Source organism: Curtobacterium sp. NPDC086286 (assembly GCF_044746255.1).
Taxonomy (GTDB): Bacteria; Actinomycetota; Actinomycetes; order Actinomycetales; family Microbacteriaceae; genus Curtobacterium.
Window position 1 is genome coordinate 104,751 of the sequence record NZ_JBIVBW010000008.1, and the last position, 25,132, is coordinate 129,882.

Sequence of the window (25,132 nt, forward strand, 5' to 3'; positions counted from 1 at the left end):
GGGCGGCCTTCGTCGTTCGTCCGGGAGGGTCAGGCGCGACGCATGCGCAGCGCCTCGACCGCGAGGGACTCGCTCGCGTAGCGGCCCACCTCGTGCGCCCACGCCGGGTCGTCCCCGCGGAGGGCGATGAAGTCCTTGCGCTGCCGGCAGACGTAGCCGAGCACCGCGGTGCCGGTCGCGACCTCGACGAAGTCCTTGCGGATGTGGCGGGTCGTGACCTGGGCGTTCCGGCGGAGCGTGTCGAGCAGGAGCTCGTTGCTCATCGTCGTGTTGGTCGCTGCTGCGAGCTCGACGATGCGGCGCGCGTCACCGGTGGTGCTGGTCTGCGTGGCTTCGATGGGCTCGATCACGGTGTACCCCGTTCGTTCTGCGATGGTGCGGTGCTGCAGGATCCGTCGATCGGATCCGGGAACGACACTATCGGCGGGAGCCCAACAGTCGGCTGAACGCGGACTGAACTGTGCAGTGGAACCACCCTGAGGCTCCTGAGGACGACTTGTACCCCGGTCGAGTGCTCAGAGGCACTGTTCGCCGTCGGGCTGCGTCGCGAGCTGCTCGAGCTCGGCGTCGATCTTGCCCGCGAGGTACAGGTACCCGGCGTCGTTGAGGTGCTGCTGGTCCGTCGCGGCGTAGCTGCCGCTGTTCATCGCGGTGAACCACTGCCCGTCGATCGCGTCGATGTACGGGACGCCCACGGCGCTGGCGCCGGCGGCCACCGCGTCGTTGATGCCGGTCGTGGCCTCGGCGCGCGGCTGGGGTGCCGACGGGCCGATCGCCACCACGACCGCGTCCGGCCACTGCACCTCGGCCTGTCGGAGCGTCCGCTCGACGGTCTTCTCGAGGGTGGCGGAGTCGGTGAGCCAGTCGTTCTGGCTGCCCTGGACGATGACGAGGTCCGGCGTGAGTGCTGCCCGCTGCTCGATCCGGGACAGGTAGACGGCGCGCGAGGAGCGACCGCGGCCGGGGTTCACGTAGCCGGTCCCCGGGTAGCCGTTGATGGTCGCGTCCCACTGCCGCTCGGACACGAGGTCCTGCGCCCACCCGTGCACGTCGTCGTAGGAACCGCGACCCGTCGTGTACGAGTCGCCGACGATGAGGACGTCGGAGCCCGGAGCGATCGCGTCCGCGACCTGCTCAGCCGAGAAGTCGGACGTCGCGGGCACCGGCTGGCAGGCGTCGGACACGGCGGGCAGCATGACGAGCAGCCCGGCGATGCCGAGGCACATGGCGCCGAGGGCGATCGCGGGGACCGCTCGTCGGCGCCTGGTCTGCGCGGTGGACCGACGGGAGCCGCCGGGCACACCGCCGTCGGTTCGTCGAGCCACACCGGGATTGTAGGTGCTCAGCATCCGTGCCCCCGGACACCCGCCCGGCGAGGTGCTGAACCGTCAGACAGCCTGCGGGACGGGTGGACGGCTCGAGAGCGACTTCGCGATGTGCTTCGCCAAGCGGTGCGCCGGCAGTTCCACGAGCCGCGAGAACACGTAGGCGACGCCGATGCCGATCGGGATCGCGACGAGGACCAGCCAGGACGGCAGGGCACGCGGGAGGAGGTTCGCGACGGACACCGTGATGGGTTCGTGCACGAGGTAGAGGCTGAACGAGAGCCGTCCGAGCTCGCGGGGGATCGCGCCGAGCAGGAAGCGCTCGGCGGGCAACCACCTGCCGGCGAGCACGACGATCGTGCCGGCCGAGGCGAGGATGATCGCGGGCAGCACGGGCGACCACCACGCCGTCGTCGGCAGCCACCACTTCACGGTGATGCCGAGCAGGCTCACCACGAGCAGGACCCAGCCGAGCAGCGTCGGGACGTCCGGCAGGCGCTCCCAGCCGGCCGCGAGCGCGGAGCCGAGCAGGAACATCGGCAGGTACATCAGCCACTTCGAGTGCTCGTACTCGCCGAGTGCCGACAGGAAGACGGCGACGATGGCGGTCACCCACCACCAGCGTCGGGTGACCGCGGCGATCGAGACGAAGAGCGGCAGGAGCAGGGAGAAGAGGACCTCCCACGTGAGCGACCAGAGCGGGCTGTTCACGAGCGTCGGAGCGAGGAGCGTGAGGTCGTTCACGAGGCCGTGCAGGGTGAACGGCTCGGCGTGCCGGTTGATCCAGAACGACTGGTGCGGCTGGTCCTGCCGGGGCACGAGGAAGAAGAACACGAGCGCGAGTGCGATCGACGCCACCACCGGCAGGTAGAGGCGGACGAGCCGGCTCGGGTAGTAGGCGATCCAGTCCTGCGACCGGCGGAGGGCCGGGAGGGTCAGGACGAAGCCGCTCAGCACGAAGAAGACGAAGACGGCCTCGCTGCCGGCCCACACGAGGTGGGCGGGGGAGTACACCATCCAGCTCGCCCAGTCGGGGACGTCGCGGCGGTAGTTGCCGTCCGAGAGGGTCGGGATCGAGAGGAAGGCGTGGTGGACGACGACGACGGCGGCAGCGACGCCGCGGAGTCCGTCCAGTGAGCCGATCCTGCCGGTTGGGCGATCGCGCATGCCGACGATCCTACGGGAAGCCCGGCCAAGCCAAGGAACGGTCACGTTCGGTGGGCCCCGTGGGGCTCGAACCCACGACCCTCGGATTAGGCGTAGGAGCCTTCCGCGGGGTCGCACCATGTTCCGCTGGCCGCCGACGGACCCGCGGACGGCTGCCTAGGGATTGCGTGGAACTGCGCGAGGTTCCGTCTTTTGTGCGGGGTAAGTTCGGGCTCGCTAAGCGGTCCTGGCGCTTCCACAAGCGCGCGGGACGATCCCCAACCCCTCCGGACGACCAGAGGGAGGACGTGCCAGCACTGCCCGACGTGAGGACCGCGCGTCACTTCGAAGGCTCCGTGCGGGGCGCGTCGGGCTCGCCCGGGGTATCGGAGATGAGGTCCCGCAGGTCCTTTAGCGAGGCGGAAATCCCAGCGGCGAGAAACTCAATTGTCTCAGCCGGATTCATGCCCTCCAGGCCGAGCGCCTTTATCACCTTGCCCGCTTCGCTTCCACCCCAGTGCGCAACACCACCAGAGGACCTCAGTCGCTGAAGCGCCCGAAACGGCTGAACCATGGTGGCGGAGCCGCCTACTCGAACAACCACAGATTCGAGGAGAGCAAGCCCTCGCTCTTCCTCATGACCGGCACCGAGGAATGTCCGTAGGCCCTTCACATCGATCGCGTCGACAAGTGCCTTCGTCAGAGTGATCACTGGCAAGACCAATTCGTGTCGCTCATCAGTCCCTGGAGGCGTAAGTCGCTCGAAGTTGAGTCGGTCGTGGCTATCGAGCTCACGTATGACAGGCGTGCTCAGCCTCTCCAAGGCGGTCTGCCGGAGGCTTTCGAGATTCGCTCGCAACTCCTCCAGGGTGGTCGGGCCACCAGCCCACTCGGCAAGAAAATCACGCCGGAAGCGAGACTCATCCATAGTGCCCCTGGGTGGAACGTTGTAGCTCTTCCAGTGCGCTCGCTCTTGCCATGGAAGATCTCGACCGAGGTCACCAAGGTAAACTTGGATGGAACCTTCTGTGCCTGTGCCTAGCCCGAGAGACCAGAGCCCAAGGCAACTGAGCCGCGTCGCGGTCACCTCGTACTTAGAAGGCTCATCTCGATATTTATTGAGAACGCGCTGGTCAAAGTGCACGAGGGTGAGGTAATGAGGAGCTTCAGGGTTCTTCCCGAAGTAATTCGCCAACCTCTCGGGGTCGCTGGTGAAGACTCGGTCAGAGCCTGTCTGTGGATCCACCCCGATGATGTAGTCGGGGTGCTCGTTGCTCCGCGGGTCCTCGTGATCGAGAGCGGGAGGAATGGGGCCGCTGCTCATCCCGCTGATTAGCCGCTTTCCCAGCAGTCTGGAGAAGGCGTTATAGCCGTGGCCAATAGCGTCGCGAACAGGAGTCCACGTGAAGGACGCCCAAGCATTGCGGAACTGGTCCGACGTAGACGCGAAGGGCGCGGAGTTGGCATAGGTGACAACGTCGTATTGGATGACGGCGACACGTCTTGTCCGCTCAAGGAAGCGGCGGAATTCGCGCGCGCTCACCTCGACGCGCCAGGAGTCGGAAGTGGCAATTGTGCGGACGAGGGGATGCTCGTTGCCTGCGCTATCAAGATAGCTCCAATTGTTGCCGTCTCTCATAGCATTCCAGAACCACTGGAACGGCAAGGACACGTCAACCGTCCGAGGCTTTAGGCCGTGATTCGACTGAGTGTCAACGAAAAACTCGGCGATAATCCCCCGATCGTCCTGCGCGAGGCCTGTCTCGTCGCCGGAGTATTCATCGAAGGAGTAGTCGCCGAGGTACCGAGCATCCCAATCGAAGTGATCTGCTGCGATCGCCCATCCATCAAGGCTGGTCAAGAAGGTTGAGACGCCGGACGAGCCGGACGATGCCGAGTAGTCATGCTCTTCGACAACAAGCCAACCTGTGGGATGCTCCTCGATCGACCCGAGTGCGCCACTAGGCCACAACTCGGTTGCGTAGTCACCGGGCGGCTGCTGCCACTCGGCGGCAAGCGACGGGGAGTCGTCCGTGTATCCAGGAATCTTGGGGAGCATGCTCGTCCGTTCGTCACCACGATCACTCGCGGATGTGAGTATCGGTCGCAAGTCTGCCGCTACCTATCGCGAAGCTGATGTACCCCGTAGTGGGCACACCACCCTGAGTCGTCCTGGCAGCGTAGCGATCAAGAGGGCTCCTGAGACTCGCTGTCGTTCGGGCCTCTTCGTGACGCCGCGTCGATCGACAGACCCAGTCGCCAGTCCTGGTCGAGAGGTCTAGTACCGGCGGCGGGAGGCGCGCGCGCCATGGCGCTGTGCTCGGACGTGCCTCGCTACTTCCGTCGGTGGAGGAAGGGAACGGTGAGTTCCGGCCGTATCGGTGGTGCGCCAGCGAGAGTGTCGTCGAACACGGAGGCAGACTGGCGCGCGAACCGAGACAGACTGGGCTTCCCTGGCTTCAAATCACACGGCTTCCGCAAGACCGTGGCCACGGTGCTCGACCAGGCTGGGCTGAGCACCCGCGAGATCGCCGAGTTCCTCGGGCACGAGAATCCGAGCCTCACGCAGGACGTGTACATGAGCCGCACCGCCGGTACGGTTAGGGCGGCAGCTGCTCTCGACTCGCTGCTCGCACGGGCTACTGCGGCGTGATTGTTCGGGGAAAGTTCGGGGTGCGGTGCGCCTGGCGCCTTCGATCCCTGCAACTGTGGGCCCCGTGGGGCTCGAACCCACGACCCTCGGATTAAAAGTCCGGTGCTCTACCAACTGAGCTAGAGGCCCTCACCCGCAAGGCTAGCGGGTGAGGGCCTCCGGGAAGAACCGAGGGGACGGGTCAGCTGCGACGCCCGGTGAGCGTGCGGACGAGCCACAGCACGACCGCGACGATGAGCAGCACGAGGCCGACCCAGAGCAGGAACTTCAGGCTCGCGGTGAAGCCACCGACGAACAGCAGGATGACCGCGATCACGGCCAGGATGATGAGCAGGGGGTTCATGGGAGTCCTCTTCCTTCGCGTGCGGGAGGAGCGCCTCCCGATCAGACACCGTACGCGCGACGGAGCGGTTGCGTTCTGGGCGAACGGAGGGCGGGCGCGTCACCGGCCGTGCCTACACTGACGCGGTGCCTCGCGATCACCACCGTCCCGTCCACTTCACCGACCAGGAGTTCGCCGCGATCCAGGGCGGCGAGGACCCGGCCGTGGTGAACCGCGTCGCGCACGAGACCGCGAACGCCCTGCTCCACCGCGTGCGGCAGGACCCGGACCCGGCGGTCGTCGAGCGCCTGGTGACCTACACGGACGTGCACGGCATCGACGCCATCGCCGAGCTGTGGGCGCGGGTCGGGGCGCACACGCTCCCGGGCGCACTGTGGCGGATCTACCTCGTCCGCACCGTCATCCGGCAGAACCCGGAGGAGATCGCGTACCTCTTCGCGCGCGGCACGGAGCGGATCGGCACGATCGACCAGGCCGTCGCGGGCGCGGAGCAGCCGACCGGACCGGCGGAGATCCTGACGCTGGCCGACCGGATCCTGCACGGCCTCTACACGGGGGACCTCGCGGTGGCGCTCGACCGCGGTGCCGCGTTCTGCCGGCTCACCGCGGCGGGAGCGACCGCGGTGGCGGACGATGCGGACCTCACGGCGGGGGACCGGGCGTCCGAGCTCACGACGCGTGCGCTGCGCCTGTCGGAACTGGCGGCCGACCTCACCGAGGCGGCGTCGCTCTGGCGCCGCGACAGCCTGGACTGAGCGGGCCGCGGGGCGGACCCGCACCGCCCCTCCTGGCCCGAACGCGACGGCGCCCACCGGGCACGCGACGACGCCCACCGGGCACGCGACACGCACGCACGAAGCGGGCCGCAAGAAGCGGGCACGGAACGCGCACCCGAGAAGCGGGCACAGAACGCGCACGCACGAAGCGGGCAGAGAAGAACCGGGCCGCAGAAGCGCCTCTCGGCGCGAGGCCGCTCGAAGCGGCGAATTTTGGAGCCCGGGGCTTGCTGCGGCCCGGCGACATCGATTCTACGAGACCGCGGCCGTGCACACGACCCTGTTCACTCTCGGTGGACAGAACCGACGCCGGGCGTGCCCCGAGCGCGCCCCAGCGACAAGCCGTGAGAACCGCTCCAATCCGGTTGGGCGAGGGTGCCGAATCATCACCGTGACAGGCGATGAGCCGGTCACGACAGCGAGGGTCCCGCGAGACCCGGTCCGCTCCCTGGCGGTCAATTCCCTGCGGGTCACGCGGGCCCTCGTGCTGTCCTGCACCACTGTCCCGACCACGAGACCCGAACGCGTGGTCGGACAGGACTCACAGCCAGATCGCAACCGAGAGGAGGGAAACCTGCAATGCTTGCCATCGTGGACAGTGACACCGAGAGCTGGAGCTCGACCGAGCCGGCTCAGGCGTCCCCAGACGACCTCCTCACCCGCGTGGCGACCGGCGACCAGGCAGCCTTCTCCGACCTGTACGACGTACTCTCGGGCCGCGTGCTCGGCCTCGTGACCAGGCTCCTCCGGGACCGCGCGCAGTCGGAAGAGGTCACGCAAGAGGTCTTCCTCGAGGTCTGGCAGCAAGCCACCCGCTACGACCGCAAGCGCGGCACCGCAGCGAGCTGGATCCTCACCATGGCCCACCGCCGAGCGGTCGACCGGGTGCGGGCATCGCAGTCCTCGCACGACCGTGACACGAAGATCGGCATCCGCGACTTCGAGGCCGGCTTCGACCAGGTCTCCGAGTCGGTCGAGATCCGGATCGAACACGAACGCGTCAGCCGGGCGCTCGCGAAGCTCACCGAGTTCCAGCGCCAGGCAGTCCAACTCGCGTACTACGGCGGCTACTCGCACAGCGAGATGGCCGACCACCTCGGTGTCCCGATCGGCACCGTCAAGACCCGTCTCCGTGACGGGATGATCAGACTCCGCGACGAGATGGGGGTGACATCATGACCGAACGACACGACGACCCCGCACTGCTGACGGGTTCACACGCCCTCGACGCGCTGTCGGAGGACGAGCGGGCACTGCTCGACTCGGCGCTCGCCACCTCTCCGGAGCTGCAGGCCGAGACGGACTCGCTGCGCGAGACCGCGCTGCAGCTCGCCTACGCCGTCACCCCGATCGAGCCGCCCTCGTCGCTCAAGGCGTCGCTGATGGCCCAGATCGCATCGATCCCGCAGGCTGCTCCGGTGGCCTCGCGGTCCGAGCCGGTTGCCACGACCGATCCGGTCGCTGACGCGCCGGTCGGCGATGCCGGCCAGGAGGCGCGGTTCGCCCCCGCCACGGACCTCACGTCCGCCGGTGGTGCCGCTTCGGAGAAGGCTCGCCGTCGCTGGTTCCAGCGTCCGGCAGCGGCACTCTCCGCCGCGGCCGCCGTCGCCGTGGTCTTCCTCGGCGTCGGACTCGGCGTCGGCACGTCCTTCACGCCCTCGAACGAGCCCGGCCCGGGCACGACCCAGGCGTCCGGCGGACTCGACCGCATCTACGCCGCGTCGGACTTCCAGCGCAGCACCGCCAAGGTCGCGGGCGGCGGGACGGCCACGGTCGTCTGGTCGAACGAGGTCGGCAAGTCCGCGGTCATCCTCGACGGGGTCCCCGCGGCTCCGGAGGGCAAGACCTACGAACTCTGGTACATCGGCTCCGAGGGCACCGGCGGCAAGATCAACGCTGCCGGCCTGATGGACGGGGTGTCCTCTGGGGTGCACTCGGCGGTCCTCAAGGGGTCGCTGTCGCACGGTGCGACGATCGGCATGACGGTGGAGCCCGCCGGTGGCTCGGACCAGCCGACGACGACGCCGATCATGGCGGTCCCGACCACCTCGGCCTGACCCGGGCACTGGTTCGCACGTCTCCCCGCTCGCGTGGCACGGTCCGCGGGCGGGGAGTTCGTCGTGCCCGGCGGGTGGCGGTCGCGCGGCGGGGGCGTGGGCGGTCGTGCGCGGGCGGTTCTTGCCCGTGCATGTTCCGACATCGTGCTCGTCGATCGACACGTGCAACGTCGACGCATGCACCCGCACCGTCTGCGTGCGCATCGTTCGACGTTCCACCGGTCGATCGACTGGTGGACCGTCGGAACATGCCCGCGCACGAGCGCACGAGCGCCCCGCGCCCCGCGCACGCCGGAAGGCCCGGTGCGCGTCCGTGGCGGACGTGCACCGGGCCTCCTGGTCGACCGTCAGCGCGACGGGCGGACGACGATCACCCGAAGCGGCCGGAGACGTAGTCCTCGGTGGCCTGCACGGACGGGTTCGAGAACATCGTCGCGGTGTCGTCGAACTCGATGAGCTTGCCGGGGGCACCGGTGCCGGCGATGTTGAAGAACGCCGTCTTGTCGCTGACGCGCGAGGCCTGCTGCATGTTGTGGGTCACGATGACGATCGTGTACTCCTTCTTCAGCTCCTCGATGAGGTCCTCGATCGCGAGGGTCGAGATCGGGTCGAGCGCCGAGCACGGCTCGTCCATGAGGAGCACGTCCGGCTGCACCGCGATCGCCCGGGCGATGCAGAGGCGCTGCTGCTGGCCGCCGGACAGCCCCATGCCGGGCTTGTCGAGGCGGTCCTTGACCTCGTTCCAGAGGTTCGCGCCCTGCAGGGACCGCTCGACGACGTCGTCCGACTCGGAGCGGGAGAGGCGCTTGTTGTTGAGCTTCACGCCCGCGAGCACGTTGTCCTTGATGGACATCGTCGGGAACGGGTTCGGACGCTGGAACACCATGCCGACCTGGCGACGGACGAGCACCGGGTCGACGCCCGCGCCGTACAGGTCGTCGCCGTCGATCTTGACCGAGCCCTCGACGTAGGCGCCCGGGATGACCTCGTGCATGCGGTTCAGGGTGCGGAGGAAGGTGGACTTGCCGCAGCCGGACGGACCGATGAACGCGGTCACGGTGCGGGGCTCGATCGTCATGTCGACGCCCTCGACCGCCTTGAACTTCGAGTAGTAGACGTTGAGGCCGTCGACCTCGATGCGCTTGGACACTGTGTTCCTTCGGGGTGGGTGGATCCGCGCGTCAGCGCGAGAGCTTGGGGGCGAAGAGGCGGGTGATGAAGCGGGCGAGCAGGTTCAGCAGCATCACGATGAGGATGAGCAGGAGCGCTGCCGTCCAGGCCCGGTCGACGAACGGCACCGGGTTGGCGCCCTGCTGCGAGTACTGCGTGTACGCGAACACCGGCAGGGTCATCATCGGGTTCTTGAACAGGTCGTAGTTCATGCTCGCGGTGAACCCGGCGGTGACCAGCAGCGGGGCGGTCTCGCCGATGACACGGGCGATCGAGAGCATGACGCCGGTGGTGATGCCGGCGAGCGACGTGGGCAGCACGACCTTGAGGATCGTGAGGTACTTCGGGACACCGAGGGCGTACGAGGCCTCGCGGAGCTCCATCGGCACGATCTTCAGGACCTCTTCGGTGGAGCGCACGACGATCGGGATCATCAGCACCGACAGCGCCACCGAGCCGACCAGGCCGAAGCGGGCGCCCGGGCCGAGGAACAGCGCGAAGAGCGAGTACGCGAAGAGGCCGGCGACGATGGACGGGATGCCCGTCATGACGTCGACGAAGAACGTGATGCCCTTGGCGAGGGCGCCCGTGCCGTACTCGACGAGGTAGATCGACGTGAGCAGCCCGATCGGTACCGAGATGAGCGCCGCGAACAGCGTGATCTCGAGCGTGCCGATGAGGGCGTGCAGCGCGCCGCCGCCCTCGGAGATGACGCCGCGCATCGAGTACGAGAAGAACTCCACGTCGAAGCGGGCGAGGCCGTCCGCGAGCACCGTGTAGAGCAGGGAGACGAGCGGCAGGACCGCGATCACGAACGCCGTGACGACGAGCGAGGTGATGAGCCGGTCGACGGCCTTGCGACCACCCTCGACGATCCGCGAGACGACGACGATGAGGACGTCGAACAGGACCGTGCCGAGGAAGAGCGCCGCGACGACGTTGAAGTCCTTGACCGCGCCGCCGGCGTTGAGCAGGGCGAAGACGAGGATCAGCGCGACCCAGGAGCCGACGAGGAGCAGCCACGGCACGGACTTGTGCAGCTTGCCGTTGGCGTAGACGTTGCCGGCGACGCCGGACTGACGGATGGCGAGGGACATCGGGTCGTACCTCTCAGCTCACTCGCTTGCGGACGATGTACCGCGCGAGCATGTTGATGACCAGGGTGATGACGAAGAGGATCAGACCCGACGCGATGAGCGCGTTCAGGGCCGTGCCGGACGCCTCGGCGAACTGCAGGGCGATGTTCGCCGCGATCGTCGAGGGGTTGAGCGACGTGAGCATCTGGAAGGTGACGTTCGTCGACACCGACAGCACCAGCGCGATCGCCATCGTCTCGCCGAGCGCACGACCGAGGCCGAGCATGATCGCGGACACGATGCCGGACTTGGCGAACGGCAGGACCGAGAGGCGGATCATCTCCCACCGGGTCGCGCCCAGGGCCAGGGCCGCTTCCTCGTTGAGGCGCGGTGCCTGCAGGAAGATCTCGCGCATGACCGCGGTCATGATCGGGATCGCCATGACGGCGAGGACGATCGACGCGGTGAGGATCGTGCGACCCGTGCCGGACACCTGCCCGGAGAACAGCGGGATCCAGCCGAAGTAGGTGTTCAGGAAGACGTAGAACGGCTTCACGAACTGTGCCAGCACCACGATGCCCCAGAGGCCGTAGACGACCGACGGCACCGCGGCCAGCAGGTCGATCACGTAGCCGAGCACCGGCGAGATCCGGCGCGGGGCGTAGTGCGAGATGAAGAGCGCGATCCCGAGCGAGAGCGGCACGGCGATCACGAGCGCGATGAGCGCGGACCAGACGGTGCCGAAGACGAGGGGGCCGACGTAGTCCCAGAAGTTCGTGGCGCTGTTCGGCAGCTCGCCGACCTTCGCGGAGAACGCCGGGATGCTCTGCCAGACCAGGAAGGCGGCGACGAGCACCAGCACGAAGAGGATGAGCCCGCCGGCGATGACCGACGCGGCGGAGAAGACGCGGTCGCCGATGCGGACGACGGGCTTCGGCTTGGGGGTGACGGGGGCCACTGGCTGGGCCGGTGCGGTCGTCATGGGACTCCTGTCGGAGGAACGCCGGGGGAGGCGACGGGTCGGGGGTGTCCGGTGGTGCGCGGTCCGCTCGGAGCGTGGAGCGGACCGGCGAGGGCCCGGACGCCGGTCAGGTGGGTGGGACCGGCGTCCGGGCGCTCAGGGTGTCTTACTTGATGGAGGCGACGGCCTTCGCGGCCTTCTCGGCGAGGTCGGTCGAGAGGGCGGCCGACTTGGCCTCCTTCGCGGCGGCGTCCTGCGCGTCCTTCGAGACGACGTAGTCGAGGTAGCCCTTCACGAGCTTGCCCTTGTCGGCGTCCTTGTACTCCTGGCAGGCGATCGCGTAGGAGACGAGCACCAGCGGCCAGGCGTTCTCGGCCGTGTCGGTGCGGTTGATGTCGATCGCGAGGTCGTTGTCCGCGCGGCCGGAGACCGTCTCGGAGTCCGCGACGACCTTGGCAGCACCCTCGGCGGAGATCTCGGTGGCCTTGTCGCCGACCATGAGCTTCGCCTTGTCGAGGTCACCGGCGCCGGAGTCGTCGATGTAGGTGATGGCGTTCGAGGCGCTGGCCATGGCCGAGGCCACACCCGAGGTGCCCTTCGCGCTGTCGCCGACCTGGTACGGGAAGGTCTGGCTGGGGGCCTCGGTCCAGACGTCCTTGGCGTTCGCCGCGACGTACTCGGAGAAGTTCTGCGTGGTACCCGAGTCGTCGGAGCGGTGCACGACCGTGATGTTCGCGTCCGGCAGGGTCGCGTCCTTGTTCAGGTCGGCGATCTGCGAGTCGTTCCACTTCGTGATCTTGCCCGAGAAGATGCCCGCGATGGTCTTCGCGTCGAGCGTGAGGTCCTTGACGCCGTCGACCTTGTAGGCGATGGCGATCGGGGAGATGTAGACCGGGATGTCGATGGCCTTCGAGTCCGCGGCGCACAGGGCGAACGAGCCCGCGAGCTCCTCGTCCTTCAGTGCGGCGTCGGAGCCGGCGAAGTCGGCAGCACCCGAGATGAAGTTCTTGCGGCCGGCGCCCGAACCGTCGGGCGAGTAGTTGACCGTCACGCCGGAGGCGACGTTCTGGAAACCAGCGGCCCAGGTGGCCTCGGCCGTCTGCTGGGCGGACGAACCCGAGCCGGTCAGCGTGCCCGAGAGCTTCGAGTAGTCGGTGCCGGAGCTCGAGCTGGACGAGGGCGTGTTGCCCGCGTCCTCGTTCGCCGCGCACGAGGAGAGCACGACCGCGCCGGCGATCGCGATTGCCGCGACCGTACCGATTCGCTTGATGTTCACAGGGGTCCCTTCGGGAATGTCAGTGCAGGTGGGACCGCTGCTGGTCCCGTGGGCCGGTGCTGACCCGGGAGCGACTGTAGGGACGCGAGGTGACGGGGATCACCCGCCCTGGTGAACGGGAGGTGAACGAGGGGTTGTCCTGGACGGGGCGCCGTGCGTCGGAGCGCGCGCGGGTGCAGGATCGGGAACGCCGCGCCGTGCGCGGGCGCATGCGTGCGCATGCACACCGCAGGGGCCTGGAGGCGCGGCTCGGCCCGGGCGCTCGGCCTACGCCGAGACGGGGTTGCGGTGCGTCTCGACGGCCACGAGCCTGCCGCCGGCGATGTGCAGCACCGAGAAGTCGCCGACCGAGAGCATCGCGGCACGACGGAGGTCGAACCGTCCGGACTCGTCGGCCGTCGCGGTCGCGATGCGGGCGATGATGTCCGGCAGCACGGGCCCGTGCGAGCACAGGACCGTCGTCTTCGCCTTGTCGAGGCGTTTCTGCACGACGCCCTTGACGTCGGCGGCACCCCGGTCGTGGGCGTCCTGGCTGATGTCCGGCGTGCTCGAGACCCCGAGGTGCGTCCGGTCGGAGAGCGGTTCGACCGTCGCGAGGCACCGGGCTGCGGTGCTGCTGACGATCTTCTTCGGACCGAAGGCTGCCACCGGCGACGCGACCGACTTCGCCTGCGACCGGCCGACGGGCAGGAGCGGACGGGTGGCGTCCGGTCCGTTCCACTCCGAGCCGGGGACGGTCTTGGCGTGCCGGAGGGCGATGAGGGCGAAGGTGCGGTGTTCCCCGGCGGCGACGCGGTCGGCGAACCGGTCGAGGATCGCGACGTCACGCTCGTACGTCAGTCGGTGCCGGGCGTCATCGAGCGTGACCCACTCGACCGAGGCGACCTCGTCGTTCGGGCGGAACTTGCCGGCGCGCTCGTACTCCTTCGCGGGGACGCGGGCGGACCAGTAGTGCACCACCTTGTCGCGGCCGCTCGGCAGGACGTACTCGGCCGTGCCCAGGGGAGCGCCGAGGTGCACGCGGTAGCCGGTCTCCTCGTCGATCTCGCGCACGGCGGTCGTCGGGACGCTCTCGCCCGGGTCGACCTTGCCCTTCGGGAACGAGACGTCCTTGTGGTGGTCGCGGTGGATGAGCAGCACGAGCGGGACGCCGTCCTGTTCACGCCAGACGACGGCACCCGCAGCGACGACCGGCCCTGAGGAGCCGCCGCTCACCGAGTGGAGCGCTTCCGCGCCGAGATCTTCCGCATGAGGACATTCTGCACGTCATCGAGCGGTCGGCCGTCCTCGTCCGTCGAGTGGCGCGTCCACTCGCCGTCCGACTCGAGGTGCCACGAGCTCGTCGTGTCCGCCATGGCGAGGTCGAACATCTCGTGGACCTCGTTCACGTGGCCGGGGTCGGACAGCCGGACGAGCGCCTCGACGCGGCGGTCGAGGTTGCGGTGCATCATGTCCGCCGAGCCGATGAACACGGCCGGGTCGCCGTCGTTGTGGAACGCGAACGCCCGCGAGTGCTCGAGGTACCGGCCGACGACGCTGCGCACCCGGATGGTGTCGCTGACGCCTTCCATGCCGGGCTTGAGCGAGCAGATGCCGCGGACCCAGACGTCGATCGGCACACCGGCCTGGCTCGCCAGGTACAGCGCGTCGATGATCTGCTCGTCCACCATCGAGTTGACCTTGATGCGGATCCCCGAGGGCTTGCCGGCACGGGCGTTGTCCGCCTCGGTCGTGATGCGCTTGAGCAGACCCTTCCGGAGGTGCAGCGGCGCGACGAGCAGGCGCTTGAACTTCTTCTCGATCGCGTAGCCCGACAGCTCGTTGAACAGGCGCGTGAGGTCCTTGCCCACGGTGTCGTCCGACGTGAAGAGCCCCATGTCCTCGTAGATGCGCGAGGTCTTCGGGTTGTAGTTGCCCGTCCCGATGTGGCTGTAGTGCTTGAGCGTGCCGCCCTCCTGCCGGATGACGAGCACGAGCTTCGAGTGCGTCTTCAGCCCGACCAGGCCGTAGACCACGTGCACGCCGGCCTTCTCGAGCTTGCGGGCCCACGTGATGTTGTTCTGCTCGTCGAAGCGCGCCTTGATCTCGACGAGTGCGAGCACCTGCTTGCCCGCGGCCGCGGCGTCGATGAGCGCCTCGACGATGGGGCTGTCGCCCGAGGTGCGGTAGAGCGTCTGCTTGATCGCGAGCACGTTCGGGTCGGCAGCGGCCTGCTCGAGGAACGCCTGCACACTCGTCGCGAAGGACTCGTACGGGTGGTGCACGAGGACGTCCTTCGCCGCGATCGCGCGGAAGAGGTCCGGCTTCGTGTTCGGTTCGCCCGGCTGGAACTGCACCGGGGTCGTCGGCACGTGCTTCGGGTAGTGCAGGTCCGGACGGGCGATCTTGGCGATCTCGAACAGGCCGCCGAGGTCGAGCGGCGACGGCAGGCGGAACACCTCCTGCTCGGTGATGTCGAGTTCGCGCACGAGCAGGTCGAGCGTCACCGGGTCCATGTCCTCGGTGATCTCGAGACGGATGGGCGGCCCGAACCGACGACGGAGCAGCTCGCGCTCGAGTGCCTGGATGAGGTTCTCGGCCTCGTCCTCCTCGATCTCGACGTCCTCGTTGCGGGTGACCCGGAACACGTGGTGCTCGAGGACCTCCATCCCCGGGAAGAGGTCGTCGAGGTGGTTCGCGATGAGGTCTTCGAGGGGGATGAAGCGGAGCAGCCCGGAGTCGTCGTCCGGCAGCTTGATGAACCGCGAGAAGTTCTGCGGCACCTTGAGGCGCGCGAACTCCTGCCGCTGCGACTTCGGGTTGCGCACGCGCACCGCGAGGTTGAGCGACAGCCCGGAGATGTACGGGAAGGGGTGCGCCGGGTCGACCGCGAGCGGCATGAGCACTGGGAAGATCTGCTCGTTGAAGTACTCGCGCATCCGGAGCCGGTCGGCCTCGTCGAGGTCGGACCAGTGCTCGATGTGGATGCCAGCCGCGTCGAGGTCCGGCTTGAGCGACCCGATGAACGCCTGCGCGTGGCGGTCCTGCAGCTCGTGCGCCTTCGTCGCGATGTCGCGCAGCACGTCGCTCGGTGCGCGACCGACGTTGGTCGGCACGGCGATGCCGGTGTCGATGCGGCGCTTCAGGCCGGCGACCCGGACCATGAAGAACTCGTCGAGGTTGGACGCGAAGATCGCCAGGAAGTTCGCCCGTTCGAGGAGCGGCTGCGTGCGGTCCTCGCCGAGTTCGAGCACGCGCTGGTTGAACCGGAGCCAGCTGAGTTCACGGTCGAAGTAGCGGTCGGTGGGCAGCGACTCGTGCTCGATCTCGACGACCTCGTCGAAGTCGTCGAGGTCCGGTGCGACGGAGTCGCCGTCGAGCTGCGGTTCGGTGTCCATGCCCACATCCTGCCACCCGCCCCCTGCGCCAGGAGGGCCGCACGTGGACGCTGTGGAAACGGGCGGTGAACGACGCCGTGTGGAGGAGCGTCAGCCGGCCGCGTACTGGACGTCGATCGAGTACTGCTCGAACCCGGATCGGCGGTAGAGGGCCAGCGCCGGGGCGTTGTCGCCCTCGACGTAGAGCGCCGCGGCGGAGAGGCCCCGGCCGGTCAGGCGTGCCGTCCCCGCGCGCATCAGGACGCCGCCGAGTCCCCGGCCCTGCAGGTCGGGTCGGACGGCCACGGCGTAGAACTCGCCGGTGTCGCCCTCGACCTTGAGCCAGCACGACCCGGCGAGCTGCCCGGAGTCGTCGCGGAGCAGGAGCAGGTCGTCGCCGGAGAACCAGCCGTCGGCCTCGCGGGCGCGCAGGTCGTCGAGCGTCATCCGGCCCTGTTCCGGGTGGTGCGCGAACGCGGCGGCGTTGAGCGTCAACCAGTCGGCCTCGTCGGCGGGGTCGCCCGTCCGGAACGACGACAGGGACCAGCCGGTCGGCACCGCGGGGTCGGGGGCGACGGACGCGATCGGGGCGCGGAGCTGCAGGAGTGTGCGGACCGCCGTCCAGCCGAAGCGGGCCGCGAGTGCTCGGGCAGCGGGGTGGTCCCCGTGCGCCCACGCGAGCCGAGGGGCCGACCCGTCCACGGGAGCGGCCCCGCCGCCCGGGGTGAGCGCCTGCCGGGCGAGGGCGGTGCCGAGACCGCGGCCCCGCGCCTCCTGGGCGACCACGAGTTCCAGCTCGCCGTCACGGACCACGGCGACCCCGCGCTCGTCGCCGAGCACGGTCGCGCGACCGGCGCGCACGTCGACCAGGGTCTGGTCGGAGAACGGCGGTGCTTCGCCCGTGACGACGAAGCGCGACAGGTCGACCACTACTGGCCCGCGAGCCGGTCGGCCTCGTCGTCGTAGACGTTGAAGCGGTACCCGACGTTGCGGACCGTGCCGATGAGGGACTCGAGGTCGCCGAGCTTCGCGCGGAGGCGCCGCACGTGCACGTCGACCGTGCGGGTGCCGCCGAAGTAGTCGTAGCCCCACACCTCGCTGAGGAGCTGCTCGCGGGTGAAGACCCGCGAGGGGTGCGTGGCGAAGAAGCGGAGGAGCTCGAACTCCTTGAAGGTGAGGTCGAGCGGCCGACCGCGGACCTTCGCCGAGTAGCTGGCCTCGTCGATGACGACACCGGACGCCTGGATCTTCGACCCGGTCTGGTTCTTCGACGCGCGTCCGGCCGTGAGACGGATGCGGGCGTCGACCTCGGCAGGGCCGGCGGTCTCGAGCACGACGTCGTCGACGTTCCACTCGCTGTTGACCGCGGTCAGACCACCCTCGGTGACGACCAGGATGATCGGCGTCGTCGAGCCGCTCGTCGCGAGGATCTTGCACAGGGCCTTGGCGCTCGCCAGGTCCGTCCGGGCGTCCACGAACATGAGGTCGCTCTGCGGGGCGTTGACCAGCTGTGCGGCCTCGGCGGGGACGTGGCGGATCCGGTGGCTCAGCAGTCCGAGGCTCGGCAGGACGTCGCCGGGCGCGGCTGAGGTGAGTACCAGGAGCTGGGCCACAGGACCTCCAGGGCGTGGGGGAGTCGTGCACACATCCTAGTGATGCTCGGGAAGCATCCCTCCCGGCCGGACGGTCGGGGACGCGTTCCGGGCACCTTCGGCACGCGGCCCTGTCATGATGGGGCGCGTGACCGAGCCTGTGCAGCCCACCGACCAGCGCCGCCTCCGGCTGACGTCCGTGCTGCCGGTCTGGCTGCTCGCGGTCGTCGGCGCCGTGCTCGTCCTCACCCTCACCGACAAGGACTCGTTCGCGTGGCTGCTGCTCGTGTTCGTGCTCTGCGTGCTGGTCAGCTTCGTGCTGCAGCTCATCACCGCGACGAAGGACGGGCTGGTCGAGCGGATCAGCATCGCGTCGTCGGGGGCGTTCGTCGTCGTGCTCGTCACCGCGGTGGTCCTGCTGGTGCGTTGACGCGCCGCCGGCCGCCTGGCGCCGTCAGGCGTGACGCGTAGACTCCAGCCATGGATTCGCTGCTTGCGCTCGAGCTCTTCTACGTGGGCCTGCTCGGCCTCGCGTCGCTCGCGATCGCGTTCGTCTCGGTGACCGTCGTCGTGAAGCTGTTCAAGGGTCAGCGTTGATCGAACTGCCGGAGGGCCTCGCGCCCGAACTCGTCCCGCTGTCGTGGCTCGTCGGCGTCTGGGAGGGCACCGGCGTGGTCGAGTACCCCGTCGGTGACGAGGACGAACCCCGGAAGTACGAGTTCGGCCAGCGCGTGAGCTTCAGCCACGACGGTCTGCCCTACCTCAACTACTCCTCCACGACGTGGCTGCTCGACGACGAGCACACCCCGCTCGCGGCCGAGATGGGCTACTGGCGGATCGACCGTCCGTCCGAGCCCGGTGACCGCGGCCCGGCGATGCTCCTCGGCGAGGGGCCGACGCCGTTCGGCACCGTCGAGAGCGTCGAGGCGCTGCGGAACACCACGGACGGCTTCGACGTCGAAGCGGCGATCATCCACCCGACCGGCGTCAACGAGCTCTACGTCGGGCGGGTCCGCAAGGGCCGCATCGACCTCGCGACCGACGCCGTGATGCGCTCGCCGAACGCCAAGGACTACTCCGCGGCGACCCGGCTCTACGGCCTGGTCGAGGGCAAGCTCTTCTGGGCGTGGGACATCGCCGCACTCGGCAAGGAGCTGACCTCGCACGCCTCGGGGCAGCTCGCGAAGGTCGACTGATGTCCGCCCTCGCCGGCCGCGCCGGCTTCGTGGCGACGGACTCCGGCCCCGCCGCGCACTTCGGCAACCCGCTCGGCGAGCAGCGTCTGCTCGCCCGCGGCCGTGCCGTCGTCGAACTCGGCCTCGGTGTCGTCACCGTCACCGGCCCGGACCGTCTGTCGTGGCTCAACTCGATCACCTCGCAGCTGCTCACCGGGCTCGCCGCCGGCGTGAGCACCGAGACGCTCGTGCTCGACCAGTCCGGTCGGGTCGAGCACGCGGCGCGCGTCGTCGACGACGGGTCGGTGGCGTGGCTGCTGACCGAGCCCGCCGACGCGGCACCGCTCGCTGCCTGGCTCGACTCGATGCGGTTCATGCTGCGCGTCGAGGTCGCCGACCGTTCGGCGGACTTCGCGACGATCGGCTGGTTCGGCGAGTCCGCGCCGTTCGCGTCGACCGACCTGCCCGAGACCCCGGTCGCCGAGTGGGTCGACCCGTGGGCGTCCGTCACGCCCGGCGGGTGGGGCTACGCCGACCAGGAGGCGCACCCCGCCTCCGACTGGACCCTCTGCATCGCCGTGGTCACCCCCGGCACCGCGGGCGCGATCGCCGCGTCGGACGAACCCGTCGCGGGACTCCTCGCGTACGAGGCCCTGCGCATCGCCGCCTGGCGACCCTCGCTGTCCGACGTCGACGAGCGCACGATCCCGCACGAGCTCGACTGGCTCCGCTCCGCCGTGCACCTGTCGAAGGGCTGCTACCGGGGGCAGGAGACGGTCGCCAAGGTCCACAACCTCGGACACCCGCCGCGCCGGGTCGTCATGCTGCACCTCGACGGGTCGGACGGCGTGCTGCCGGCTCCGGGGACGCCGGTCGTGTCCGGCGAGAAGGAGGTCGGACGTCTGACGGCGTCGGGGATCCACCACGAGCTCGGGCCGATCGGGCTCGCGGTCGTGAAGCGTTCCCTCGACCCCGCCGCCACGCTGACGCTCAGCGCCGACGACGTGGTCGTGTCCGCCACGCAAGAGGTCATCGTGCCGCCAGGAGCCGGCGCCACCGCCGACGTCCCGCGCCTGCCGCGCCTCGGCGCCGTCCGCCGCTCCTAGCCCGCGCGGGCCCGCGGCGCGCGCCGGCCGGTCAGGCCGGGGCCACCGCGGCCCACGGGACGCTGAGCTCGCCGAGCCGCCACCGCGTCACCCCGTGCAGCACCGGCCACCCCCGGTCCCGCATGCCCCGGACCGTCGCGATCCACCGCTGCCGGGGGCCGTACGTGCCGAGCGGCGCCGCGACCGCCCACGCCAGGTCGAGGTCGCCGAGGAACGCGTGCACCCGCTCGCCGGGGACGTTCCGGTGGATGAGGGCCTTCGGCAGCCGTTCGGCCACGACCGAGGGGACGTCGAGCCCCGCCAGCCGGAGCGACACCGTGAAGGTGCGTGGCGCGACGTCGTCGAGCGTCACCCACGAGGCCACCCGCCCGACCTCGTTGCACGTCCCCTCGACGAGCGCGCCGCCCGGTTGCAGGCGGTCCTGCATGATCCGCCAGGACTCCACCACCGCGGACTCGTCGTACTGCCGCAGCACGTTGAAGGCGCGGATCACGGCGGGCCGGCGGTTCCCCGGTGTCGGTGTCTCGAACCCGCCGAGCCGGAACGTCACCCCGTCCCGCGTGCCGGCGTTCGCGAGGGCCACCCGGGCCGGCTCGATCTCGATGCCGGTGACCTCGACGTCGGGGCGGACGGCGGCCAGGCGGTCCCGGAGTTCGAGGGTCGTCGTCGGCGAGGCCCCGTACCCGACGTCGGCGACGAGCGGGTCGGCGCTCCGGCGGAGGGCCGGCAGCGTGGCGATCCACCGGTCGACGCGGCGGAGCCGGTTGTACCCGGTCGTCCCGCGCGTCACGTTCCCGATGGGCATGCCGACCAGGGTACGGGTCCGGGGACCGGCTGCACGGCGCTCGGTAGACTCGGGGCATGACCTCCACGCTCGTCCTGCTCCGTCACGGCAACAGTGACTGGAACCAGAAGAACCTGTTCACCGGTTGGGTCGACGTCCGGCTCAGCGAGCTGGGCGAGAAGGAGGCGAAGCGCGCCGGCGACCTCATCGCCGAGTCCGGCATCGTCCCCGACGTCCTGTACACCTCGCTCCTCACCCGTGCGATCCAGACGGCCGACATCGCGCTGCTCCAGGCCGACCTGGCGTGGCTGCCGGTGAAGCGCGACTGGCGCCTCAACGAGCGCCACTACGGCGACCTGCAGGGCAAGGACAAGGCCCAGACGCTCGAGCAGTACGGCGAGCAGCAGTTCATGGAGTGGCGCCGGTCGTTCGACGTGCCGCCGCCCCCCATCGCCGACGACGCCGAGTGGTCGCAGTTCGGGGACCGCCGCTACGCCGACCTCGGCGACCAGCTGCCCCGCACCGAGTCGCTCAAGCTCGTGATCGACCGCCTGCTGCCCTACTGGGAGTCCGACATCACGAAGGACCTCGGTGCGGGCGGGACCGTCCTCGTCACGGCGCACGGCAACTCGCTCCGGGCGCTCGTGAAGCACCTCGACGGCATCTCCGACGAGGACATCGCCGGCCTGAACATCCCGACCGGCATCCCGCTGGTGTACGAGCTCGACGACGACTTCCGTCCGACGAAGCCGGCGTACTACCTCGACCCCGAGGCCGCCGCTGCCGGAGCCGCCGCCGTGGCCGCCCAGGGCGCCAAGAAGTAGCAGCGCAGCGCTGCACACACGAACGCCCCGCCCGGACTGACCGGGCGGGGCGTTCTGCGCGTTCACACGAAGTGGGAGGCGATCTCCTGCACCAGCGCGCCGACGTCGTACGGCTTCGTCGTGTCGACGCGGACCACCGGGACGCCCGGCAGGCCGACCGGCTGGGCGGCGTCGCCGTGCTCGTCCCAGAACGCGAGCACGTCGGCCAGGTCCCCGTGCACCTCGTGGCGCACCGGCACGGTGCCCGGGTCGTACCGGTCGCGCAGCCGCTCCTCGGCGGTTGCCCGGTCCGTGTCGCACCACACCTCGACAGCGCGCGGCGACCCGGCGGAGGCGAGCCGCGCCTCCAGGAGTCCGCGGTCCCGCGACGGCAGCCAGACGGCGTCGAGGACGACGCCGTTCTCGACGGCCTGCGCCATCGACCACATGGTGTCCATCGCGATGCCGCCGAGCGGACGCGACGCGATCATCGGGCCGACGAGCTCGGCGAGGGGCTCCTTGATCCGGTCCTTCGACAGGAACGGGCAGCCGAGCACCTCGGCGAGGGCGGCACCGATGGTGCTCTTGCCGGAACCGGGCATGCCGTTGACGATGATCGCGACCTGGGCCATGCCTCGATCCTGTCAGAACCCAGCGAGCCGAGCGGAACGCAGCGAGCCGGGCGGACCGTGTGGTCCGTCCGGCTCGGTGACGCCGCAGCGTCGGGTCAGGCGGGCGACACCGTCACCGAGGACGCGCCGGCCCAGTCACCCGTCGCCAGGTACTCGACCTTCTTGGCGATCGAGACCGCGTGGTCCGCGAAGCGCTCGTGGTAGCGCGATGCCAGGGTCGCGTCGACCGTGTCGATCGGCGCACCCTTCCAGGTCTCGCCGAGCACGAAGTCGAACACGCTCGCGTGCAGCTCGTCGATGGCGTCGTCCTCGTCGCGGATCTCCCCGGCGAGGGCGATGTCCTCGGTGGCGAGCAGCCGCGTGAGCTTCTGCGCCATCGCGACGTCGAGCTGGCCCATCTTCTTGAAGGTGCCGCGGAGGCCCTTCGGCACGACCTTCTCGGGGAAGCGCTGCCGGGTGAGCTGGGCGATGTGCTCGGCCATGTCGCCCATGCGCTCGAGCGACGAGCTGACGCGCAGGGCCGTGACCACGACGCGGAGGTCGCGGGCGACGGGGGCCTGACGCGCGAGGATGTCGATCGCGATCTCGTCGAGGCTGTTCGCCGCCTCGTCGATCTTGACGTCGTCGGCGATCACCTCCTCGGCGAGGGACACGTCGGACTCGCTGAACGACTGCGTGGCTCGGGTGATGGCGGACTCGACGAGCCCGGCGATCTCGGTCAGTCGCTCCTGGACGTCCTGGAGTTCCTGCTGGAAGACTTCGCGCATGGGGGAGTACCTCTCTCTGCGTACCGGTCGAGTGTCGTCACGTCAGGTGAACGAACGGTGACGTGCGGTTGAACGCTTCGCGATCCGGCCTTCCGCAGACGGTGAACGGTACCGGAACCCCGCATGACCATCCCTACACTGACGGCATGGACAACGCGTGGCTCGTGCCACTGTCGATGCTCCTCGGCGGGGTGTTCGGAGCAGGCGTCGTGGTGCTGATCATCACCGCCGAGCGCACGGCTCGTGCTGCCGACGTGGCGGAACGCACCCTGCCCGACGGCGTCGCCGCGGTCATCGCCACGATGCACAACCCGGCCGTGGTGGTCGACCCCTCGAACACGGTCGTCGCCGCCTCGCCGCAGGCACTGACGGTCGGACTGGTGGTGCGGCGGAAGCTCGTGCACCGCGAGCTCGTCGACCTCGTCGACCGCGTGCGCAAGAGCGGGGAGATGGGTGCCGAGGACCTCGAGCTGCCCCGCGGCCGGGGCAGCGACCAGATCGGCTACCTGAGCTTCCGCGCCGCGCAGCTCGGCAACCGGTACGTGCTCGTCACGGCCGACGACCTGACCGAGACCCGGCGCATCGACGAGGTACGGCGGGACTTCGTCGCGAACATCTCGCACGAGCTGAAGACCCCGATCGGCGCGATCGGCCTGCTCTCCGAGACCCTCGTCGCCGCCGCCGACGAACCCCAGCACGTGCGGAAGTTCGCCGCGCAGCTCGTCACCGAGTCGGAGCGGCTGGCCGCCCTGACGAAGGACATCATCGAACTCTCGCGGCTGCAGTCCGTCGACACGCTGGAGAACAGCGAGGAGACGTCGATCGACCGCATCGTGCAGGCCGCCGTCGACGCGAACGAGATCGTCGCCCGCGCCCGGGACATCGAACTCGTGCGGGCGAAGAAGTCGAAGCTGCGGGTGATGGGCGACCCCGCCCTGCTGCAGATCGCGGTGTCGAACCTCATCGCCAACGCGGTCAAGTACTCCCCGGACAACACCCGCGTCGGCGTGGGCGTTCGGTCCGCGAAGGGCTTCGTCGAGATCGCGGTGACCGACCAGGGCGTCGGCATCCCCGAAGCCGACCTCGACCGGGTGTTCGAGCGGTTCTACCGCGTCGACCCCGCCCGGTCGCGTGCCACGGGCGGCACCGGCCTCGGCCTCGCCATCGTGAAGCACGTCGTCGGCAACCACGGCGGGGACGTGCGCGTCTGGTCGCAGCCCGGCAAGGGCTCGACCTTCACCATCCGCCTGCCCGAGGCGGACCCCGAACTGACCACAGCACTCGAAGAGCAACTGGAAGAGCAGCCATCGTGACCAAGATCCTCATCGTCGACGACGAGCCGGCCCTGAGCGAGCCCCTGGAGTTCCTGCTGCAGCGCGAGGGGTACGACACCTCCGTCGCTGCGGACGGCGTGACCGCGCTGTCGAAGTTCGACGCGGAGAACCCCGACCTGGTGCTGCTCGACCTCATGCTGCCGGGACTCTCCGGCACCGAGGTCTGCCGACAGATCCGGACGCGCTCGAACATCCCGATCATCATGCTCACCGCGAAGGACTCCGAGGTGGACATCGTCGTCGGGCTGGAGCTCGGCGCGGACGACTACGTGACGAAGCCGTACTCGACCCGCGAGCTCCTCGCCCGCATCCGTGCGGTCCTGCGTCGCCGGACCGAGGACGACCCCGCGGACAGCGGGATCCTGCAGGTCGGTGGCATCCGGATGGACGTCGAGCGGCACACCGTGGCGGTGGACGGCTCGGAGACGCCGATGCCGCTCAAGGAGTTCGAGCTCCTCGAGCTGCTGCTCCGCAACGCCGGGCGCGTGCTCACCCGGGGGCAGCTCATCGACCGGGTGTGGGGCTCCGACTATTTCGGCGACACGAAGACCCTGGACGTGCACATCAAGCGCATCCGCTCGAAGATCGAGCGCGTGCCGAGCGCGCCGGAGATCCTGGTGACCGTCCGCGGGCTCGGCTACCGCATCGAGGGCTGACGCGAGGTCGGCTGACGCACAGGAGGCGCGGGGGGGGGGGGGGGGGGCGGCGCCCCCCCCCCCCCCGGCGGGGGGGGGGGGGGGGGGGCCCCCCCCCCCCCCCCACGGGGGCGCCCCCGCCCGCCCGGCCCCCGCGGCGTCCCC

Annotated in this window: 26 protein-coding genes and 1 tRNA gene; 10 read left to right on the forward strand and 17 right to left on the reverse strand. The window is 69.6% G+C overall.

Annotated elements, in window-relative coordinates; genetic code table 11:
* Positions 1 to 29: 29 nt before the first annotated feature.
* The 4 genes from ACIPKM_RS15160 to ACIPKM_RS15175 form a co-directional block, all read right to left on the reverse strand.
* The gene (locus ACIPKM_RS15160) at positions 30 to 350 is read right to left on the reverse strand and encodes a hypothetical protein (protein ID WP_070417782.1); all 321 of its coding nucleotides are present in this window, start codon (positions 348 to 350) and stop codon (positions 30 to 32) included.
* A gap of 165 nt (positions 351 to 515) precedes the next feature.
* Positions 516 to 1,325: an SGNH/GDSL hydrolase family protein gene (locus tag ACIPKM_RS15165; protein WP_175473635.1), complete on the reverse strand. Its 810-nt coding sequence runs from the start codon at positions 1,323 to 1,325 to the stop codon at positions 516 to 518.
* A gap of 63 nt (positions 1,326 to 1,388) precedes the next feature.
* Positions 1,389 to 2,492, reverse strand: a complete 1,104-nt coding sequence (locus tag ACIPKM_RS15170; RefSeq protein ID WP_070417784.1) for an acyltransferase — start codon at positions 2,490 to 2,492, stop codon at positions 1,389 to 1,391.
* Between the two features lie 319 nt (positions 2,493 to 2,811).
* Positions 2,812 to 4,530, reverse strand: coding sequence for a hypothetical protein (locus ACIPKM_RS15175; RefSeq protein ID WP_071295868.1), 1,719 nt, complete (start codon positions 4,528 to 4,530; stop codon positions 2,812 to 2,814).
* A gap of 249 nt (positions 4,531 to 4,779) precedes the next feature.
* On the opposite strand from ACIPKM_RS15175, the gene ACIPKM_RS15180 reads away from it, so the two are divergent.
* Positions 4,780 to 5,124, forward strand: a complete 345-nt coding sequence (locus ACIPKM_RS15180; RefSeq protein ID WP_083403398.1) for a tyrosine-type recombinase/integrase — start codon at positions 4,780 to 4,782, stop codon at positions 5,122 to 5,124.
* 56 nt (positions 5,125 to 5,180) lie between these two features.
* Here ACIPKM_RS15180 and ACIPKM_RS15185 read toward each other — a convergent pair.
* Together ACIPKM_RS15185 and ACIPKM_RS15190 are read right to left on the reverse strand one after the other, a co-directional pair.
* Positions 5,181 to 5,253, reverse strand: a tRNA-Lys gene (locus tag ACIPKM_RS15185).
* A 52-nt stretch (positions 5,254 to 5,305) separates the two neighbouring features.
* Positions 5,306 to 5,467, reverse strand: a complete 162-nt coding sequence (locus ACIPKM_RS15190; RefSeq protein WP_175473634.1) for a hypothetical protein — start codon at positions 5,465 to 5,467, stop codon at positions 5,306 to 5,308.
* Between the two features lie 125 nt (positions 5,468 to 5,592).
* On the opposite strand from ACIPKM_RS15190, the gene ACIPKM_RS15195 reads away from it, so the two are divergent.
* The 3 genes from ACIPKM_RS15195 (at position 5,593) to ACIPKM_RS15205 (ending at position 8,300) form a co-directional block, all read left to right on the forward strand.
* Positions 5,593 to 6,222 (forward strand): DNA-directed RNA polymerase subunit beta, encoded by a 630-nt coding sequence (locus tag ACIPKM_RS15195; protein ID WP_070417785.1) that lies wholly within the window; start codon positions 5,593 to 5,595, stop codon positions 6,220 to 6,222.
* Positions 6,223 to 6,822: 600 nt separating this feature from the next.
* A complete protein-coding gene (gene sigK / locus ACIPKM_RS15200) occupies positions 6,823 to 7,422 on the forward strand; it encodes an ECF RNA polymerase sigma factor SigK (RefSeq protein ID WP_070417786.1) in 600 nt (199 codons plus the stop codon).
* Positions 7,419 to 8,300: an anti-sigma factor domain-containing protein gene (locus tag ACIPKM_RS15205; RefSeq protein ID WP_402737040.1), complete on the forward strand. Its 882-nt coding sequence runs from the start codon at positions 7,419 to 7,421 to the stop codon at positions 8,298 to 8,300. Before sigK ends, ACIPKM_RS15205 begins: the two co-directional genes overlap by 4 nt.
* Before the next feature lie 370 nt (positions 8,301 to 8,670).
* Here ACIPKM_RS15205 and pstB read toward each other — a convergent pair whose 3' ends face one another.
* From pstB to ACIPKM_RS15245, 8 genes are all read right to left on the reverse strand, one after another.
* Complete coding sequence (gene pstB, locus ACIPKM_RS15210; RefSeq protein ID WP_070417788.1) at positions 8,671 to 9,450, reverse strand: phosphate ABC transporter ATP-binding protein PstB; 780 nt, start codon at positions 9,448 to 9,450, stop codon at positions 8,671 to 8,673.
* 31 nt (positions 9,451 to 9,481) lie between these two features.
* Positions 9,482 to 10,567, reverse strand: a complete 1,086-nt coding sequence (gene pstA / locus ACIPKM_RS15215) for a phosphate ABC transporter permease PstA (RefSeq protein WP_092385143.1) — start codon at positions 10,565 to 10,567, stop codon at positions 9,482 to 9,484.
* 13 nt (positions 10,568 to 10,580) lie between these two features.
* Positions 10,581 to 11,528, reverse strand: a complete 948-nt coding sequence (gene pstC, locus ACIPKM_RS15220) for a phosphate ABC transporter permease subunit PstC (RefSeq protein WP_070417790.1) — start codon at positions 11,526 to 11,528, stop codon at positions 10,581 to 10,583.
* Positions 11,529 to 11,673: 145 nt separating this feature from the next.
* Entirely contained in the window at positions 11,674 to 12,783 is a 1,110-nt protein-coding gene (locus ACIPKM_RS15225) for a phosphate ABC transporter substrate-binding protein PstS (RefSeq protein ID WP_070417791.1), read from the reverse strand.
* 267 nt (positions 12,784 to 13,050) lie between these two features.
* Positions 13,051 to 13,998, reverse strand: coding sequence for an NUDIX hydrolase (locus ACIPKM_RS15230; protein ID WP_070417792.1), 948 nt, complete (start codon positions 13,996 to 13,998; stop codon positions 13,051 to 13,053).
* Positions 13,995 to 16,160, reverse strand: a complete 2,166-nt coding sequence (locus tag ACIPKM_RS15235; protein WP_070417793.1) for an RNA degradosome polyphosphate kinase — start codon at positions 16,158 to 16,160, stop codon at positions 13,995 to 13,997. The genes ACIPKM_RS15230 and ACIPKM_RS15235 overlap by 4 nt, the downstream gene beginning before the upstream one ends.
* A gap of 90 nt (positions 16,161 to 16,250) precedes the next feature.
* Entirely contained in the window at positions 16,251 to 17,069 is an 819-nt protein-coding gene (gene mshD, locus ACIPKM_RS15240) for a mycothiol synthase (protein ID WP_402737041.1), read from the reverse strand.
* Positions 17,069 to 17,752, reverse strand: coding sequence for a winged helix-turn-helix domain-containing protein (locus tag ACIPKM_RS15245; RefSeq protein ID WP_022906634.1), 684 nt, complete (start codon positions 17,750 to 17,752; stop codon positions 17,069 to 17,071). The genes mshD and ACIPKM_RS15245 overlap by 1 nt, the downstream gene beginning before the upstream one ends.
* 127 nt (positions 17,753 to 17,879) lie before the next feature.
* On the opposite strand from ACIPKM_RS15245, the gene ACIPKM_RS15250 reads away from it, so the two are divergent.
* From ACIPKM_RS15250 to ACIPKM_RS15260, 3 genes are all read left to right on the forward strand, one after another.
* On the forward strand, positions 17,880 to 18,161 hold the full coding sequence (locus tag ACIPKM_RS15250) for a hypothetical protein (RefSeq protein WP_083403399.1): 282 nt from the start codon (positions 17,880 to 17,882) through the stop codon (positions 18,159 to 18,161).
* Positions 18,162 to 18,324: 163 nt separating this feature from the next.
* The gene (locus ACIPKM_RS15255) at positions 18,325 to 18,927 is read left to right on the forward strand and encodes an FABP family protein (RefSeq protein ID WP_071295875.1); all 603 of its coding nucleotides are present in this window, start codon (positions 18,325 to 18,327) and stop codon (positions 18,925 to 18,927) included.
* On the forward strand, positions 18,927 to 20,012 hold the full coding sequence (locus tag ACIPKM_RS15260) for a YgfZ/GcvT domain-containing protein (protein WP_402737042.1): 1,086 nt from the start codon (positions 18,927 to 18,929) through the stop codon (positions 20,010 to 20,012). Before ACIPKM_RS15255 ends, ACIPKM_RS15260 begins: the two co-directional genes overlap by 1 nt.
* A 31-nt stretch (positions 20,013 to 20,043) precedes the next feature.
* Here the strand turns inward: ACIPKM_RS15260 and ACIPKM_RS15265 are convergent, their stop codons facing one another.
* Complete coding sequence (locus tag ACIPKM_RS15265; protein ID WP_070417797.1) at positions 20,044 to 20,817, reverse strand: methylase; 774 nt, start codon at positions 20,815 to 20,817, stop codon at positions 20,044 to 20,046.
* A 56-nt stretch (positions 20,818 to 20,873) separates the two neighbouring features.
* Here ACIPKM_RS15265 and ACIPKM_RS15270 point away from each other — a divergent pair, with 56 nt between their 5' ends.
* A complete protein-coding gene (locus ACIPKM_RS15270) occupies positions 20,874 to 21,620 on the forward strand; it encodes a phosphoglyceromutase (RefSeq protein WP_071295877.1) in 747 nt (248 codons plus the stop codon).
* 62 nt (positions 21,621 to 21,682) lie between these two features.
* On the opposite strand, the gene ACIPKM_RS15275 is transcribed toward ACIPKM_RS15270, so the two are convergent.
* Together ACIPKM_RS15275 and phoU are read right to left on the reverse strand one after the other, a co-directional pair.
* Positions 21,683 to 22,231 (reverse strand): AAA family ATPase, encoded by a 549-nt coding sequence (locus tag ACIPKM_RS15275; protein WP_071295878.1) that lies wholly within the window; start codon positions 22,229 to 22,231, stop codon positions 21,683 to 21,685.
* A 95-nt stretch (positions 22,232 to 22,326) separates the two neighbouring features.
* Positions 22,327 to 22,998: a phosphate signaling complex protein PhoU gene (gene phoU, locus ACIPKM_RS15280; RefSeq protein WP_070417800.1), complete on the reverse strand. Its 672-nt coding sequence runs from the start codon at positions 22,996 to 22,998 to the stop codon at positions 22,327 to 22,329.
* Positions 22,999 to 23,144: 146 nt separating this feature from the next.
* Between phoU and ACIPKM_RS15285 the strand changes: the two genes are divergently transcribed.
* Together ACIPKM_RS15285 and ACIPKM_RS15290 are read left to right on the forward strand one after the other, a co-directional pair.
* Positions 23,145 to 24,311 (forward strand): cell wall metabolism sensor histidine kinase WalK, encoded by a 1,167-nt coding sequence (locus ACIPKM_RS15285; protein ID WP_070417801.1) that lies wholly within the window; start codon positions 23,145 to 23,147, stop codon positions 24,309 to 24,311.
* On the forward strand, positions 24,308 to 24,988 hold the full coding sequence (locus ACIPKM_RS15290) for a response regulator transcription factor (protein WP_022906624.1): 681 nt from the start codon (positions 24,308 to 24,310) through the stop codon (positions 24,986 to 24,988). The genes ACIPKM_RS15285 and ACIPKM_RS15290 overlap by 4 nt, the downstream gene beginning before the upstream one ends.
* The last annotated feature ends 144 nt before the right edge of the window (positions 24,989 to 25,132 follow it).